11 protein-coding genes are annotated in these 14,836 nt (G+C 56.5%); 5 read left to right on the top strand and 6 right to left on the bottom strand.

Annotated features, from left to right (window positions below; translation table 11 throughout):
- The first annotated feature begins 162 nt into the window (after nucleotides 1-162).
- Both IFJ82_RS07185 and IFJ82_RS07190 read left to right on the top strand, forming a co-directional pair.
- Nucleotides 163-906 carry an RsmE family RNA methyltransferase gene (locus tag IFJ82_RS07185; protein WP_003620317.1) on the top strand — a complete coding sequence of 248 codons (744 nt, stop codon included), beginning with the start codon at nucleotides 163-165 and terminating at the stop codon, nucleotides 904-906.
- 89 nt (nucleotides 907-995) lie between these two features.
- Nucleotides 996-2,405 carry a glutamate--cysteine ligase gene (locus tag IFJ82_RS07190; RefSeq protein WP_192266121.1) on the top strand — a complete coding sequence of 470 codons (1,410 nt, stop codon included), beginning with the start codon at nucleotides 996-998 and terminating at the stop codon, nucleotides 2,403-2,405.
- 786 nt (nucleotides 2,406-3,191) lie between these two features.
- Here IFJ82_RS07190 and IFJ82_RS07195 read toward each other — a convergent pair.
- Nucleotides 3,192-6,095, bottom strand: coding sequence for a TonB-dependent receptor domain-containing protein (locus IFJ82_RS07195; protein WP_225578807.1), 2,904 nt, complete (start codon nucleotides 6,093-6,095; stop codon nucleotides 3,192-3,194).
- A 640-nt stretch (nucleotides 6,096-6,735) separates the two neighbouring features.
- Between IFJ82_RS07195 and mbfA the strand changes: the two genes are divergently transcribed.
- Nucleotides 6,736-7,695 (top strand): iron exporter MbfA, encoded by a 960-nt coding sequence (gene mbfA / locus IFJ82_RS07200; RefSeq protein ID WP_003620304.1) that lies wholly within the window; start codon nucleotides 6,736-6,738, stop codon nucleotides 7,693-7,695.
- A 301-nt stretch (nucleotides 7,696-7,996) separates the two neighbouring features.
- The gene (locus tag IFJ82_RS07205; RefSeq protein WP_408891875.1) at nucleotides 7,997-8,617 is read left to right on the top strand and encodes a LolA family protein; all 621 of its coding nucleotides are present in this window, start codon (nucleotides 7,997-7,999) and stop codon (nucleotides 8,615-8,617) included.
- 119 nt (nucleotides 8,618-8,736) lie between these two features.
- On the opposite strand, the gene rsmI is transcribed toward IFJ82_RS07205, so the two are convergent.
- Nucleotides 8,737-9,615, bottom strand: coding sequence for a 16S rRNA (cytidine(1402)-2'-O)-methyltransferase (rsmI, locus tag IFJ82_RS07210; RefSeq protein WP_192266383.1), 879 nt, complete (start codon nucleotides 9,613-9,615; stop codon nucleotides 8,737-8,739).
- A gap of 167 nt (nucleotides 9,616-9,782) precedes the next feature.
- Here rsmI and IFJ82_RS07215 point away from each other — a divergent pair, with 167 nt between their 5' ends.
- Nucleotides 9,783-11,021: a penicillin-binding protein activator gene (locus tag IFJ82_RS07215; RefSeq protein WP_338042251.1), complete on the top strand. Its 1,239-nt coding sequence runs from the start codon at nucleotides 9,783-9,785 to the stop codon at nucleotides 11,019-11,021.
- Between the two features lie 64 nt (nucleotides 11,022-11,085).
- Here IFJ82_RS07215 and IFJ82_RS07220 read toward each other — a convergent pair whose 3' ends face one another.
- The 4 genes from IFJ82_RS07220 to IFJ82_RS07235 all read right to left on the bottom strand — a co-directional run bounded on the left by IFJ82_RS07220 (nucleotide 11,086) and on the right by IFJ82_RS07235 (nucleotide 14,830).
- The gene (locus IFJ82_RS07220) at nucleotides 11,086-11,424 is read right to left on the bottom strand and encodes a hypothetical protein (protein ID WP_003620298.1); all 339 of its coding nucleotides are present in this window, start codon (nucleotides 11,422-11,424) and stop codon (nucleotides 11,086-11,088) included.
- 177 nt (nucleotides 11,425-11,601) lie between these two features.
- Nucleotides 11,602-12,483, bottom strand: a complete 882-nt coding sequence (locus tag IFJ82_RS07225) for an LpxL/LpxP family acyltransferase (RefSeq protein ID WP_003620297.1) — start codon at nucleotides 12,481-12,483, stop codon at nucleotides 11,602-11,604.
- Nucleotides 12,484-12,515: 32 nt separating this feature from the next.
- Nucleotides 12,516-13,502 (bottom strand): tetraacyldisaccharide 4'-kinase, encoded by a 987-nt coding sequence (gene lpxK / locus IFJ82_RS07230; protein ID WP_192266122.1) that lies wholly within the window; start codon nucleotides 13,500-13,502, stop codon nucleotides 12,516-12,518.
- The gene (locus IFJ82_RS07235; RefSeq protein ID WP_192266124.1) at nucleotides 13,502-14,830 is read right to left on the bottom strand and encodes a 3-deoxy-D-manno-octulosonic acid transferase; all 1,329 of its coding nucleotides are present in this window, start codon (nucleotides 14,828-14,830) and stop codon (nucleotides 13,502-13,504) included. The genes lpxK and IFJ82_RS07235 overlap by 1 nt, the downstream gene beginning before the upstream one ends.
- Nucleotides 14,831-14,836: the final 6 nt, after the last annotated feature.

Consider the following 14,836-nt stretch of genomic DNA (forward strand, 5'->3'; position numbering starts at 1 on the left):
ACATGACGATGACGCCGGGCGACCTGGCTGCTAATGCGGACACAGATGGGCCGGATGATCGTGCGTGGTCAAGTCCGGGCCGAGACGATAGCTGATACGATGGCCGATATGATGGCGGCCCCGAAACGGGCCACAGATGCGCCATAGACCAAAGGAAACATCATGAGGGACAGCCCCCGCCTGTTCATGGACCCACAGGCATTTCCACCCATGTGCCCTGATGCGGTGATCCGGTTGGAACCGGACCGGGCGCATTACCTGGGTAATGTGCTGCGCCTGTCCGCGGGCGGGCGCGTGGTTGTGTTCAATGCCCGCGATGGTGAATGGTCCGCGACCATAGAGGTGCTGCGCCGTGATCGTGGGGAAATCCGCCTGGTGCATATGGACCGCCCGCCAAGGGTGACGCAGGGGCCTGGGATCATGTTCGCGCCGTTGAAACGCGATGCGACCGAAATGATCATCCGTATGGGAACGGAACTGGGTGTGGAATGCTTTTATCCGGTCATTACGGAACGCACGAATACCCATCGCCTGAACGAGGGGCGCCTGTCTGCTATTGCGCGCGAAGCCAGCGAGCAGTGCGAACGCCTTGATGTTCCCGCCATCGCCCCGATCCGGCCGATGATGGAGGCGATTGCGCATGCCCCCACTGATATGCAACTGTTTGTCGCACTGGAACGTCTGGACCCCACGGCGCAGGAAAGCGAAGTTCCCCGTGCGTGTCCCGGCGATGCCCTGCTGATTGGTCCAGAAGGCGGTTTTTCGCCGCGTGAACAGGACTTCCTGCGTGGGCGGCCCGCAACGCGTCTGTTGTCGCTGGGGCCGCTTGTCCTGCGGGCCGATACAGCGGCGGCGGCGGGGCTGGCCCTGATGGGGGCTGGTATCCGTATGGGAATGGCCGGATAGGGAGAGGTCCGACCGTTCTCTGGCATAGGGACCAAATCCGGTCCACAATGGTTTTGCATTCTTTCTGTAACGAGGATTCCCGCCACGTCATGTCCAATCCTGGCGATCAAGATATAACTCCGATCGAATCGGTTACCCAACTGGCCAGCCTGCTGGCGCAGGGGTCAAAACCACAAGATGCGTGGCGGATCGGCACGGAACATGAAAAATTCGGTTTCATCCGCCCCCAGGCCACGCCAGCGGGGCGCAGCCCATGGCTGCCACCACCATATGAGCCCGATGGCATCCATGCCGTCCTGTCGGCCCTGCAACAGGGCGAAGGCAGGGCGTGGCACGATATCCGCGACAAAGGGGCGCTGATCGGCCTGAAGGGGGCTGAGGCGCACAAGGGGGCCTCAATCTCCCTTGAGCCTGCGGGACAGTTCGAACTGTCGGGTAAGCCGCTGGCGACGCTGCATGAAACCCGGACGGAGATGGACGGGCATTTCAACAGCCTGCATCCCATCTGTGACCGGCTTGGCATTGGGTTTGCGCCGCTGGGGTTTCATCCCTTCGCCCGGCGCGGGGACATGCCCACCATGCCCAAGAGCCGCTATGCCATTATGCGTGACTACATGCCAAAGGTCGGCACGCTGGGGCTGGACATGATGCTGAGGACCTGCACGGTGCAGGTCAATCTTGATTTCGCATCCGAACAGGATATGGCACGCAAGCTGCGTGTCTCCCTTGCGTTGCAGCCAGTGGCGACAGCACTTTTTGCGAATTCACCATTTTACGAGGGCCACCCCAATGGCCTTCTGTCGAACCGTGCCCATGTCTGGACCGACACGGATAACCGGCGTTCGGGAATGCCCGTCGAATTCTTTGCCCCTCATTTCGGGTTCGAGGCATATGTCGAATGGCTGCTGGATGTGCCGATGTATTTCATCATGCGTGATGGCAGGATTCATGATGTGGCGGGCCGGTCCTTCCGCGCATGGATGAAGGGTGAAGCCCAAAAGGGGCTGGAGGGCCTGACCCCGACCATGGGTGATTTCGAAGATCACATGACCACCGCCTTTACTGATGTCCGGCTGAAGCAGTTTCTTGAAATGCGCGGTGCGGATGCCGGGTCGCCCGAAATGATGCTGGCGCAGTCGGCATTGTGGGTTGGTCTGCTGTATGATGACGCCGCGCTGGCGGCGGCTGATGCCCTTGTGCATGAACAGCCGTGGGAGAGTTATGTCACCCTGCGCGCCGAGGTGCCGCGTCTGGGTCTGCACGCGCCATGGGCGGGCGGAAGTGTGCGTGATCTGGCAAAGCGTATGGTCGATATCGCTACGGATGGCCTGCATGCCAGGGCGCAAAAGGATGCCACCGGACGTGATGAGGCGCATTACCTCGACCCCTTGCATGAAATTACTTCAGGCGGCCCGACACAGGCTGAAGCATGGTTGCAGGCCTATCATGGTCGCTGGAGTGGGGATGTAACCCGTATTTTTGACGAAGCGGCGATCTGAACTGTTTCAGGTGGGATCATCGCCAGTCAATGATCCCATCCGTTATTGAAAAAGCGCCTGTTAATAAAACAGGCGCTTTTTTCATGGGATGTGCGTCAAGATGGCCTGTGGCTGCGCATGGTCTGTCTGTTGTCTTATGCAGAGATGTTTTTGAATACCGTATGATTTTATAAGAGACTGTTTGAAAGTTCGCACGCGGTAACATCCTGAAATTATAAAAGTTTTTGGTGAAGATTTTTCCAAAAATCTTCGAAATGCACTGCCTTTTTGAAAAAATAAGTGCCCAAAGAACTTTTCTTTTTTTATCAACGGCCTGTTTCTAAATAGTCTTCAAGAAAATTTCGATGAAATGGTGCGTTCTGATATGGTGGCATCAGCAGGCGCGCGCAGGGTAGGGATAACCACCATAAATATCTTGCTTGCGAGCAGGAAGGGAAAGAAAGCTTCTGGTATGATTCTATTTCTTGCAGGATATTAGAGGGTATATTTTTCTCTGTTTGGTAACTGTCAGCACAAAACAGCTTGTACAGATTTCACCATATATCCTGATATTGTCATATGGCATGAGTATCCAGCGTATCTTGATGGCATAGTTTTAAAAAATATACGCATGTGACAAAGAATTATAGGAAATATGGCGCATTGTCAGGTTGCCCATTCGAGCACATATATAAAAATACTGGAATGGGATCATAATGAAATGAAGGGTATTCTTCACGCCGCCCATATCAGAAGACGGTCCTGGCTTATGTGAAATATTTTGTTGGCAGGAATATAAGGTAAATTTCAGAATTCCATCCTGACTCCTCCACGATATGTACGGCCCAGAAGGTTGCTGTAGGTGGTATCCGCCGCAAGTCCGCTTTCTGGAACTAGAAGTGGATGGGAATTCGCCAGGTTTGTGACGTTAAGGAACAATTGTACCTTTGCTGAGTTCTGGACTGGAAGTGTGTATGTGCCATTGAGATCAAAGTAAAAAAGACCAGCGACATGATTGTTGTTGATAGACGGATAATCGGCATTATATGCGCCGCAGGATGTCGTGCATGTCACATAGCTGTTGGAGTAATGTCCTGAACTGATACCATGCGCGACTGCGGTAATGCTGTAGCGTGATGTAGTATAGGATGCTGAAAAGCGATAGATCCACCGTGGTGGCCCAGATGAAATGTCCCCCGACGTATCGACAGCATAACCCAGCCCGGAGGCAGAGACATATTTCAGATAGTTGGTGGCCTGCCCATGAATGACGAAATACCCGTTTGCATTCTTCAGGATACGGCGCAAAGGAAACCGGTAGGAGGCATCAATATCAATTCCGCTGGTTTCAAGTTTTGCAAAGTTGAAGGGTGACGCAGACATGAGAAGGTCGCGTGTTCCGGTCGGGTCCGGTCTGATCGTAGCGCAGAACTGGGTATAGCCTGAATAGCATTCGTCAATAATGGTCTGCGGATAGAACTGCTCGATCGCATCCTTGATCTTGGTATGAAACCAGTCAACAGAAATGGAAAGTCCCGGCGTATAACGTGGTGTAATCACGGCCCCGATTGTTGTTGTATTTGCCTTTTCAGGCTTTAATTTCGTGTTTCCTGTTGTTCTTGACAGTACGGTTTCTGTTGCACCGGTCACCGGATTCAGAACGGATGTTGTCTGGGATGTTCCGGCGTTATACAATTCATCAATATTTGGCGCACGAATATCATGTGATTCCGTTGCGCGGAACAGGATATCCTGGATTGGTTGCCAGGTGCCGCCAATTTTCCATGTCGTGACATAACCCGATGTCGAATAATCGGTTGCGCGCACGGCGGCATTGACCGACAGGCCCTTTGCAAGGGGCACTGCACCTTCGACATAGGCTTCCTTGACATCATAATGACCAAATGTCGGCAGAAAATTACCTACGGACCAGCCGGATTGATACTGGGTTGGAACGTATCCGGACGCACGTTCATCACGATACTCTCCGCCAACGGCGATATTGGCGTCACCAGCCCAGGTCGCAAACGGAATCATCGACAGGTTTACGCCGGATACGATTTCCTGAAATCTTTCCTCACGCCATGGGTTGCCCAGAACATAATCCTTTGCCGCAGTCGATATGACGCCGGTGCCCAACCAGTCGATGGGCGAACATCCGTTCGATGGATCAGTCAGCGACGAGGCACAGACAATCTGCCCTGTTGACGAGCGCACGGCATTGGTTGCATTCGCAATTTTTGCCGTATTCATGACGTTGTAAATCTGTTCCTTTAAATGCATGATCCCATATTGGGCATAGGCATTCCACGATGCAGGTTTGCCAAACAGCGTAAAATTACCTTCGCCACCAAATGTGTAGCGCTGTACCGATCGCCGGTTGTCAGTACGGCGATATGGCAGGTCGAGTGCCGTTGTCCCCAACGTTACGGACGAAACATTTTGCAATGCAGATGATCCCAGCGCATCAACAAGATACGGATTGGATCCACTTAGCTTGATGGCGCTCAGATATTGTGGCCCGGCGTTATAGATATATTCGCTCTGGTTGTATGAACCTTCACCATACAGCGTCATCCAGGGCGCGACGTCATAACTCAGACGTCCATAAATATTCTTTCGATCGCTCATCGGTTCGAGGCCAATGTCCTTGCCATCATTGGCAAGTGCATGATCGCCTCCGACCGTAACGCTTGAGGTCGAAAGAGAACCGTAATTATAGTGGTTTACGCTGCCGCCCTGACCGAAATAGATGCCACGGAGCGAATTCGTCACGCCACCGGTCGAAGAATTGATGATCCCGCCCGGAAGGGCATAGTTCGTGCCTGCATTGCCAACCCTGATATAATACGGTTGCCCATTACCGCTTGCATATTCCGGGTTCGCAATAATGCGCTGACCATTAAAATTCCAGGGGCGGTCAACGCTGTAGATGCCGTCCTGATGGGCGTAATCACCGCTCAGCAGGACATGGCCCTTGCCATGTGCAAAACCAAATCCGCCCGTCACCGCAGTATGGTAGTTTATGCCGTCACCATAGTCTGAAATGCCGGAATCCCCGTCAATTTTCAGCCCTGTATAGGTCTTGTCGAGTACAAAATTGGTAACGCCTGCAACTGCGTCCGAACCATATTGTGCGGATGCGCCACCCGTCACGACATCAACACGTTTTACCAATTGCTGGGGGATCGTGTTGATATCGACAATGCCCGTAATGGCTGAAGGCGTTATACGTCGCCCATCAAGCAGCACGAGCGAGCGTTCCGCCCCAAGATTTCGCAGATTCAGGGCATTGATCCCGGCAAGTCCGCTACTCAGCGACAGTCTTGAATTCTGTGGTGTCGTGCTGCCGGCAAATTGCGGCATTTGGTTGACGAGATCAGCAAGGTTGTTGCTGGGGGCCTGGTTCTGGATTTCGCTCTGGCTCAGGGAACTGATGGGTGTTGGTGACTTGATGCGTGAATTGGCAATATGGGTTCCCGTCACCATGATAACTTCGCTGTTTGAAGGGATCTTTTCCTTCTTCTGTAAGTGTGAACCCTTGGCGGAAGCAGGGGGTGTTTGAGCAGAGATAGGCTGTCTTCTGCCTGTATCTGGCGTAACAGGTGGTGGCGATGCCGCATGACCCTGTTCCATGAAAAAGATCACTGCCCCAGAGGATATGACTGTAAAGGGCAATAAATGGATTTTTAAGCGCTTTCTTATCGTCATTGTCCTGCCACTCCTGAATACGATCGTGAGCATATCCCTATGTTACGATTCCGAACTGAAATGTGCGTCCTGATAAAGAAAAACGTCTATTTCGAAATTAAGCGTGGTAAATAGCTTTTGGTTATGTGGTGAGCACAGTAAGTGCGGATGGTGTGAAGTGGTGAAAAATTTCTATATATTTTAATGTGTTATATTTTTTGTTGTAAATTTCTAAAATAATCATCAAAAATTCGTTTGAAGTGCTGTGTCTTACTGATGGATCAGATGAATAATGTACATTGGTTAGATCATATCCACGATTTTCGATGAGGTCATATCCGAAATATGAAGCGTGCGGGACAGAAGAACGCGCCATACGGTGTGTGAACGTTCAACGGATTGTGTTGCGTGGACCGTTACGCCCGTTATCGTGTCCGGTGACGCATGAAGATGCAATGAAACGAACCTGTCCTGTGTCTGGGTTGAAGAAAATCCATATATTGGAATTGATTTCTGGAACTCTGGCGCGATTTCAGGTTGGGTTCATTAATAGTGACTTTTATTATCAAGAACTGCATTCAATCGTTATTGTATAATAAGAATTATTTTCGTTTATGAAATGGCTTGAGCATGATGGCTACTTTGCTGCATACAGTAACGCATGCGAAAGTTCTCGACATTGACGGATCAGGAAATCCTTGCCCTTGCCATTTCAAACGAGGAAGAGGATGGCCGCATCTATTCTGATTTTGCCTATGCCATGCGGGAGAAATTTCCCGACACCTCGAAAATTTTCACTGACATGGCGACAGAGGAGGATCAGCACCGCCGTGACCTGATCGACCTGTATGCCAGCCGCTTCGGTCAGCATATTCCCTTGATCCGGCGGCAGGATATCGCAGGTTTCCTGATCCGTAAGCCTGCATGGCAGATCCAGGGGCAGGGGATTGATGCGGTGCGTCGCCATGCCCGCCAGATGGAACTTGATGCGGCGCGGTTTTATCGTCAGGCGGCGACACGCACGACGGATATCGCAACGCGCAAGCTGCTGGGGGATCTGGCCCTGGCCGAAGACCGGCATGAACAGGCGGCAGGCGCCATCGAACTCGATCGCCTTCCTGCTTCCAAGCGCGAGGACGAGGACGAGGACGCCCGCCGCCGCTTTGTCCTGCAGATCATACAGCCCGGTCTTGTAGGGTTGATGGATGGCTCCGTCTCCACGCTTGCGCCGGTTTTTGCGGCCGCGTTTGCGACGCACCTGCCGTGGAATGCGTTTCTGGTGGGAATGGCTGCCTCTGTCGGGGCAGGGATTTCCATGGGCTTTGCAGAGGCATTGTCCGATGATGGCAAGCTGTCCGGCCGTGGTGCGCCGCTTTTGCGCGGGTTGATCTGCGGGCTGATGACAACGGCGGGAGGAATCGGGCATACGCTGCCGTTCCTGATCGATAATTTCACTACGGCCCTGATGGCTGCCATCGCTGTGGTGGTGGTCGAACTGTTCGTCATTTCATGGATACGCTGGCGGTATCAGGACACGCCGTTTGGATCGGCAATCGTACAGATTGTCATTGGTGGGGCGCTGGTATTTGCCGCAGGTGTTCTGATTGGCAGTACGGGCTGATCCGGTCGGGCCTGCCGTTTTGAGACTGTTTGAAAAGTCTGGATCGATAACATGCTGAAATTATGAAGGTTTTTGGTGAAGATTTTTTCAAAAGCTTCAGAAGACGCCGCTTTTTTTCAAAAAGGCGGTACCCAAAAACTTTTCTTTTTTATCAATGATCTGTTTTCAAATACTCTCTTTGCCTTGATCTTGACGAAGTGATCGGGCAGGCACGTGCATGCGCTTTTTCTGGTTGGATCATTGCCCGATGAAACATCGTGACCGTTCTTCTCTGTTGCGCCTGCGCTGCATGCGCCCGTTCATGCTGGTGATGCCCTTGGTGCTTGGGCTTGGGGCCTATGCCCAGCCAGCATCGGCACAGGCGCAGATGGTCGTAGGCGCCTCGGACCAGGACCATGCCCTCATCAATCGAATCGAGGAACACCTTAACACCATCACGCTGCTGACTGCGCAGTTTCATCAGGTAGCATCGGATGGAAAGCAGTCCACCGGCACTGCGTGGCTGGACCGCAGGAATCGTCGCATGCGTTTCCAGTACGATCCACCCAGCCCGCTTCTGCTGGTTGCCAACCATGATCAGGTTGTCTTTAACGACAGCGAACTGGGTCAGACCACGACGATGCCAATGGACAAGACGCCGATCGGCCTCCTGCTGCGTCCGCATCTTGAACTGTCAGGCGATGTGCGGGTGACAGCCCTGATGCATGAGGGGCCGGAGATCGAGATTACATTGGTCCGTGCTGATTCGCCCGGCGATGGCAGCCTGACGCTCTTGTTCCAAGAGGATAAGGGACTGCGCCTGCGGGGATGGATCGTTCAGGATGCGCAAGGGGAAAGCACGCGGGTGGACCTGCTGCATGCCACCGTGGGGGGGGCGGAACCGCCGGATCGCCTGTTCAACACGGATATTGGCGAAAAATAGGGAAATATAATTTCCACACGCCTCGAAAACACAAAGAGTTTGGAAAAGTCTTTTCCCAAAAGCATCATGGGGGCGGCGCAATCTCGAAAAAAGATACCCCCAGGATGCATGCTTCCCTGTCACTGTGCGTCGCGTGTCAGTTCCAGCGCACGGGCATAAACGGTGCGTCGGGGCAGGTTGACGATGCCTGCCACCAGTGACGCCGCATCCTTGAGCGAAAGCGATTTCAGGGCTTCGCGCAGATGGGTGTCCAGATCCTGTGGTCCCGTATCATCCGTCGGTGGCGGCCCAAGGATAACCGTGATTTCCCCCCGGGCCGCATGGTCCTGATAATAGTGTGCCAGTTCGCCTACCGGCCCACGCCTGACTTCCTCAAATCTTTTGGTCAGTTCGCGTGCGACGGCGGCCGGGCGATCCGGGCCAAATACCGCTGCAAGCGATACCAGCATTTCCGCCAGGCGATGCGGTGCTTCGTGCCAGACCAGTGTTGCCGAAAGTCCCGCCTGTTCCGCCGCGCGCAGGACCGACAGGTTTTCACGGCGTGCGGCATCGCGTGGTGGCAGAAAACCGGAAAACATGAAGGGATGGGGTGGCAATCCCGACAGGGTCAGCGCCATGACGGCGGCATTGGCCCCCGGCACCGCTGTGACATGCCCGCCACCTGCGATAACGGCGCGCACCAGACGATATCCCGGGTCCGACATCAGGGGGGTGCCGGCATCGGAAATAACGGCGATCTTGCGCCCCTGCTGCAATTGTTCCAGCAGGCCGGGGATGCGGTCCTGCTCGTTATGGTCATGCAGGGGGCGTGTGCATGTCTTGATGCCGTGCGCCTGCAGAAGCTTCGCACTGGTGCGCGTATCTTCGCACAGGATCAGGTCAGCTTCGTTCAGGCATTGAACGGCGCGTGCGGAAATATCGCCCATATTACCGATCGGCGTTGCCACCAGCGTCAATATGCCTGCATCATGCGACGATATGACATGCATATCCTCCATCCCCGCATGACGTGGCTTCGCATCTCCGCTATGGATCGTCGCGGATCGAGATTGCAAAGGCGAAAGAAATGAGTCGTCAGACATTGGTAACCCGCAAGCTTGGACAGGATACTGTTTCTGCCACTCAGGGATTTCCTTGCAAGGCCTTATTGCTGGCCGGGGTCGTTATGTCCACGCTCGCGGCATGCGCCGGTGGAGGGGAAGGGACGAAGACCCCTCATGCCGGGCGGAATGTTGGCGTGCTTCTGCCGTTGACGGGTAATAATGCGCGGCTGGGGCAGGAAATGCTCAGTGCCGCGCGTATGGCCATGAATACGCCAACGGCCCCCAAACTCGATATCCACGACACGGCCGCCCCCGGTGGTGCCACCGCTGCGGCACAGGCTGCGGTGCAGGCGGGCGACGGGATCATTCTTGGTCCGTTGACGGCAGGGGATGCAACACAGGCGGCGGCTGTCACGACGCAGGCAGGGCTGCCCATGCTGTCCTTTACATCCGATGTGTCGGTCGCACGTTCCGATGTCTGGATACTGGGTATCGCCCCCGAACAGCAGGTCCGTCGTATGGTCGGGGCCGCCATCCGTGAAAACCGGCAGCATTTCGCGGCCTTCCTGCCCAATACGGCGCTGGGGCACGCCATGGGCGATGCCCTTTTGCAAAGCTGTAGCGAACATGGCCTGCAATCGCCCCAGATCATGTATCATGGGACAACACCGGCTGAAATTACCGCACAGATAAAGACACTCTCTGCCTATGACAGTCGCGCCGCGAGTGCGGCGACACAGGCGGCGGCGGCTGCCCCGGTTGAGGCCCCACCCGCCGGTGTCGATCCCGCCAACCCTGAATCAACACCGGCAGACCCCGTACCGGCGCCCACATCACAGCCGGCAGACGCATCCCCCCTGCCGCCACCGCCATTCGATGCGCTGCTGCTGGCGGATACGGGGCTGCAACTTGGCCATGTGATCGAAGGGCTACGGGTGGCGCAGGTTTCCCCATCCCAGATACGGATCATGGGACCGGGCCTGTGGGGGGCGTTCGCGGGCAAGCTGGCGCAGTTGCATAATGCCTGGTACGCCGCGCCGGACCCGGCAAGCAGACAGCATTTCGTGCAGTTGTTCATGGCGCAGTACCACCATATGCCAACCCCGCTGGCGGATCTGTCCTATGACGCGGCGGCCCTGGTCAAGGCGCTGGATCAGGTGCCACCAGCCAGCGGCGCGCGGAATGGGTATTCGCTACCGGCACTGACCCGTAATGAAGGGTTTTCCGGGGTGGATGGCGTCTTTGGCTTTACAGCCAATGGCCGGACGCGCCGTGATCTGGCAATTTTCCAGATACTGCCCGAAGGAGGGAGCCAGATGGTCCAGGCCCCTTCGGGACGGCTGCAGAACGGCACGAACTAAGCATAAAAAGCACGGGCGGGAACTTTCCCCGCCCTATGGCGTCAGACCTGTCAGGCTGCGGCGCTCATGCCGCAGCGGTCGCACCACAGGACAGCACGGGACGGATGGCGTAAAGAGCGGCTTCAAAGCTGCGATAGGACGACAGGCGGCGTTCGCGCAACTGGTCGATCAGGACCCAGCGCATGCCTTCGGGCTGGATCATGTAGGCTGGGTCAGCGTTTTCACGGACCCAGACAAGCACATGCTCGATGCCTTCGCCATCTTCGGCCGAAGCGACATCAACATCACACAGTCCCATGCAGGTGCCCGCTTCCAGCCAACGCATCAGATATTCGTAATGGCGGGGCAGGAACCCCTGTCGAAGCGGAATAACATTGGAGGCAGGAAACTGATGATTCATCATGCTCATGATGTCGGCCCTCTGACATATCCTATGCGTTAACAGCACGTCTCGACCGTAAGTCTTGCATGAGTGCTTGCCAAACTGAATCTGTCGCAGGAAGCCGAAGAATGAGGCAGAAATTGCCAAGCGTGACAAAAAAGCAATGCTTTGTTGCGCTTTAGAGTCGTTAATTGACCATTAATTGTTCAATTGCCTATTCCATCGGCGGTGCAGCCATAACCAGCTGCCCGGATGTTGGCGTATTTTTTGTTCAATGTAATCGTTGACCTGCTGCGTCAGTAGCAACTGATCCTGCTTGCGATCGCCCGTATCGGGCAGCGGCAGTGGCGGGGAAACATGAATGCGCAGGCGGGCTGGGCCTAGTCGTTCCACATATCCCGCAATGACCGGGCATTCCTGTCGCAGCGCCATTGCCGCCATCGCGCTGGCGGTCATTGCGGGCCTGCCAAAGAATCGGGCCTCGATTCCATCATTCATCTTCTGATCGACCAGCATCCCCAGATGGCCACCACGGATCAGGTGCGCCAGCGCCTGTCGCGCGCCGCGCGCACCCTTGGCAAACAGGGGTACGGCCTGTCCCATCGCCTCGTTACGCAGATCGCATAGCATCCGGTCCACATAGGGGTTGTTCGGCGCACGGTAGAAGGAAGAGAATACCAGCCCATAGCGTGCCACAGCCGGAGGCAGCATTTCCCAGTTGCCGATATGCCCCGATACGAACATGACCGGTTTGCCTGTATCGGCCTGTGCGCGCAGATGTTCGGCGCCAACAACGTCCCATCCGGGGCCGGATGCCGGATTTTGTGGAAGCTGTGCAATGTGGGGAAGTTCGCCGGCATTACGGCCGATATTTTCCCACATGTCGCGGATGATTCGCGCCCGTGAACGACGGCCCAGATGTGGCATGACATAGCGCAGGTTGGCATCAGCCACTTTTGAAACCGGCAGCCACGGGCCAAGCATGCGGCAGGTCCGGCCCGCCACGTTGGATGCCTGTTCCGGCCGCATGCGCCGTAATATGGCAAGCAGGCCAGACAGTAGCGCCGCCTCTATCTTCATATGGCGCGGTGGCGGCCTGTCATGCGCCGGGGTCACTGCCCGGCCTTTCGCAACCAGGTATCCAGCAGGCGTTCGGGCACCTGTGGGTCGGTCCAGCAGAGTGAAACCCCGATGGCTGTGACCTTTGCCTGAAAATCGGGGGGCAGGCGGACAAAATCCTTGGGCGTCGTAACCAGTCGGGCGTTCATCGCGTGTGCGGTCTTCAATAATTGTGCCAGTTCGGCAGGGTGATAGGGGTGGTGGTCGGCAAAGGCGACGCTCTGTCGCATATCAAGGCCCAGGCGGCGTATCCCGTCGAAGAATTTGGAAGGCCGTCCGATTCCCGCGAATGCCACGACATGGCAGCCCGCAGGCAGATTGCTTCTTTCCTGCTGCAATGTCGCATGATGGCACGGCAGGTGGGGGGCAAGGTTGCCGAGCACGCCGGTCCGGTCCTCACCGATCAGCAGCACAGCCTGCGCGCGTGACAGGCCGGACGATACGGGTTCACGCAATGGTCCGGCCGGAAGCACGCGTCCATTACCGAATCCCTGATGGCCATCCACCACCACGATGGAAAAATCACGCCGCAGGCCGGGATTTTGCAGCCCGTCATCCATAATCAGGCAATCAGCCCCGTCCGCGATCGCAAGGCGTGCGGTCTGTGTCCTGTCCGCCCCGACATAGCACGGGGCCACCTGTGCCAGCAGCATGGCTTCGTCGCCCACATCGCGTGCCGTATGCATCCCGGCCTGTACCCGCACGGAATGGCGTATGTCGCCCCCATATCCCCGTGTCAGGAATGCAACCCGGCGATGACGGGTAACAAGTCGGCGTCCAAGGTCCAGTGCTACTGTCGTCTTGCCGGTTCCCCCTACCGTCAGGTTGCCGCAACACAGGACGGGCACCGGTGCGCACCATGGGTGGCGGCGCTGACGCAGGGTGCCAATGGCAGCATAGAGCCATGACGCAGGGGAAAGCAGCCCTGCCGGAAAATCGTGCCCCCCGGCCCGCCAGTCCCAAAAGCGTGGAGCGCGCATCAGTGATACACCGCCTTTATGATCCCTGTGGCGACACGTCGGGCGACCTGCGTATCATTGGCTGCCACGCACTGGCTTGCCCTGATGGCGTCGCGCAACCTGTTCTGGTGGGAAAGCATGTCCACCACCCAATGCGCCAGTTCATGCGCATTGGTCACATATGTCACGGCCGCGCCCAGCGTCATGAACGCCTGCCGGAAATTGGCGATCGACGGGCCGCTTGCCAATGCGTTGCCAAGGCGTGCTGGCTCCATCGGGTTGTGGCCACCCCCCTGTGGGGCAGGCAGCAGGCTGTTCCCCATCAGGACCGGGCAATGCAGTGCGTAAAACAGGCCCATCTCCCCCATGGTGTCGCATATCCATATGCTGTCCTGTTCGCCGGGAACCTGCCCCAGGGCGCGACGCGGGATGTCTTGCCGCACCATTTGCATCACGGCTGCCCCGCGTTCGGGATGGCGTGGTATCAGGATCGTCAGCAGGTTTGTAACATGCTCGCGCGCCAGGGAGGCTGCATGCAGGATGATTTCCTCTTCGCCTGGATGCGTGGAGGCCGCGATCCAGACGAGACGCTGGCCAATCTGGCGTCGCAGCAGCGCAAGGTCCGTGTCTGCCTGTGGGGGCGGGGCTGCGTCCTTGAGGTCGCCAAGCACCGTGATGGTGTCGCGTCCCAAGATATGGAAACGTTGTGCATCCTCTGCCGAACGGGCGCATGCCCATGTCAGCCTGCGTAACATGGCGCCGATCAGGCAGGGCAGGCGTCGCCACATGGCGAAGGATCGATCGGACATGCGCCCGTTTATCAGGAGTACGGGGACATGGTCATGCAGGCAGGCCGCTGTCATGTTCGGCCATAACTCGCTTTCCGTAAGTATTGCGGCGTCGGGGTGCCAATGGCGCACGAACCGACGCATCCACGCGGGTACGTCCAGCGGTACGAACTGATGGATGATCCGTCCCCCATGGGGCAGTCCGTGCATGCGTTGGGACAGCAGGGCTGCTGACGTGGTGGTGGCCGTGGTGACAAGGAAATGCAGGTCCGGCCGGTCATGGTGTAATGCAGCGATGACGGGGAGTATGGAGAGGGTTTCACCCACGCTGACAGCATGCAGCCATAATAACGGCCCGTCAGGGCGCGGGCGGGTTGCGATCCCCTGCCGTTCGCCCACGCGCGCGGCGATTTCCTTGCCCCTGCGAACGCGCCGCGCAAGATGGATACGCAATATGGGGGCAAGCATCGTCGCCACCCCCGCCCACGCGGCGAATGACAGGTGGCCGCATATCCTGTCGCGGAATGTCAGGCTGCACGGTTGCGGTACATGCGTTTGCATGTTCTT

The organism is Novacetimonas hansenii, assembly GCF_014843995.1.
Lineage (GTDB): Bacteria > Pseudomonadota > Alphaproteobacteria > Acetobacterales > Acetobacteraceae > Novacetimonas > Novacetimonas hansenii.

Bases quoted from the DNA above. Each gene is read 5' to 3' on its own strand.
- IFJ82_RS07215 (WP_338042251.1), top strand. From the start codon at position 9,783: ATGTCCACGCTCGCGGCATGCGCCGGTGGAGGGGAAGGGACGAAGACC.
- IFJ82_RS07225 (WP_003620297.1), bottom strand. From the start codon at position 12,483: ATGAAGATAGAGGCGGCGCTACTGTCTGGCCTGCTTGCCATATTACGG.
- IFJ82_RS07205 (WP_408891875.1), top strand. From the start codon at position 7,997: ATGCTGGTGATGCCCTTGGTGCTTGGGCTTGGGGCCTATGCCCAGCCA.
- lpxK (WP_192266122.1), bottom strand. From the start codon at position 13,502: ATGCGCGCTCCACGCTTTTGGGACTGGCGGGCCGGGGGGCACGATTTT.
- IFJ82_RS07195 (WP_225578807.1), bottom strand. From the start codon at position 6,095: ATGACGATAAGAAAGCGCTTAAAAATCCATTTATTGCCCTTTACAGTC.
- IFJ82_RS07190 (WP_192266121.1), top strand. From the start codon at position 996: ATGTCCAATCCTGGCGATCAAGATATAACTCCGATCGAATCGGTTACC.
- rsmI (WP_192266383.1), bottom strand. From the start codon at position 9,615: ATGGAGGATATGCATGTCATATCGTCGCATGATGCAGGCATATTGACG.
- IFJ82_RS07185 (WP_003620317.1), top strand. From the start codon at position 163: ATGAGGGACAGCCCCCGCCTGTTCATGGACCCACAGGCATTTCCACCC.
- mbfA (WP_003620304.1), top strand. From the start codon at position 6,736: ATGCGAAAGTTCTCGACATTGACGGATCAGGAAATCCTTGCCCTTGCC.
- IFJ82_RS07220 (WP_003620298.1), bottom strand. From the start codon at position 11,424: ATGATGAATCATCAGTTTCCTGCCTCCAATGTTATTCCGCTTCGACAG.
- IFJ82_RS07235 (WP_192266124.1), bottom strand. From the start codon at position 14,830: ATGCAAACGCATGTACCGCAACCGTGCAGCCTGACATTCCGCGACAGG.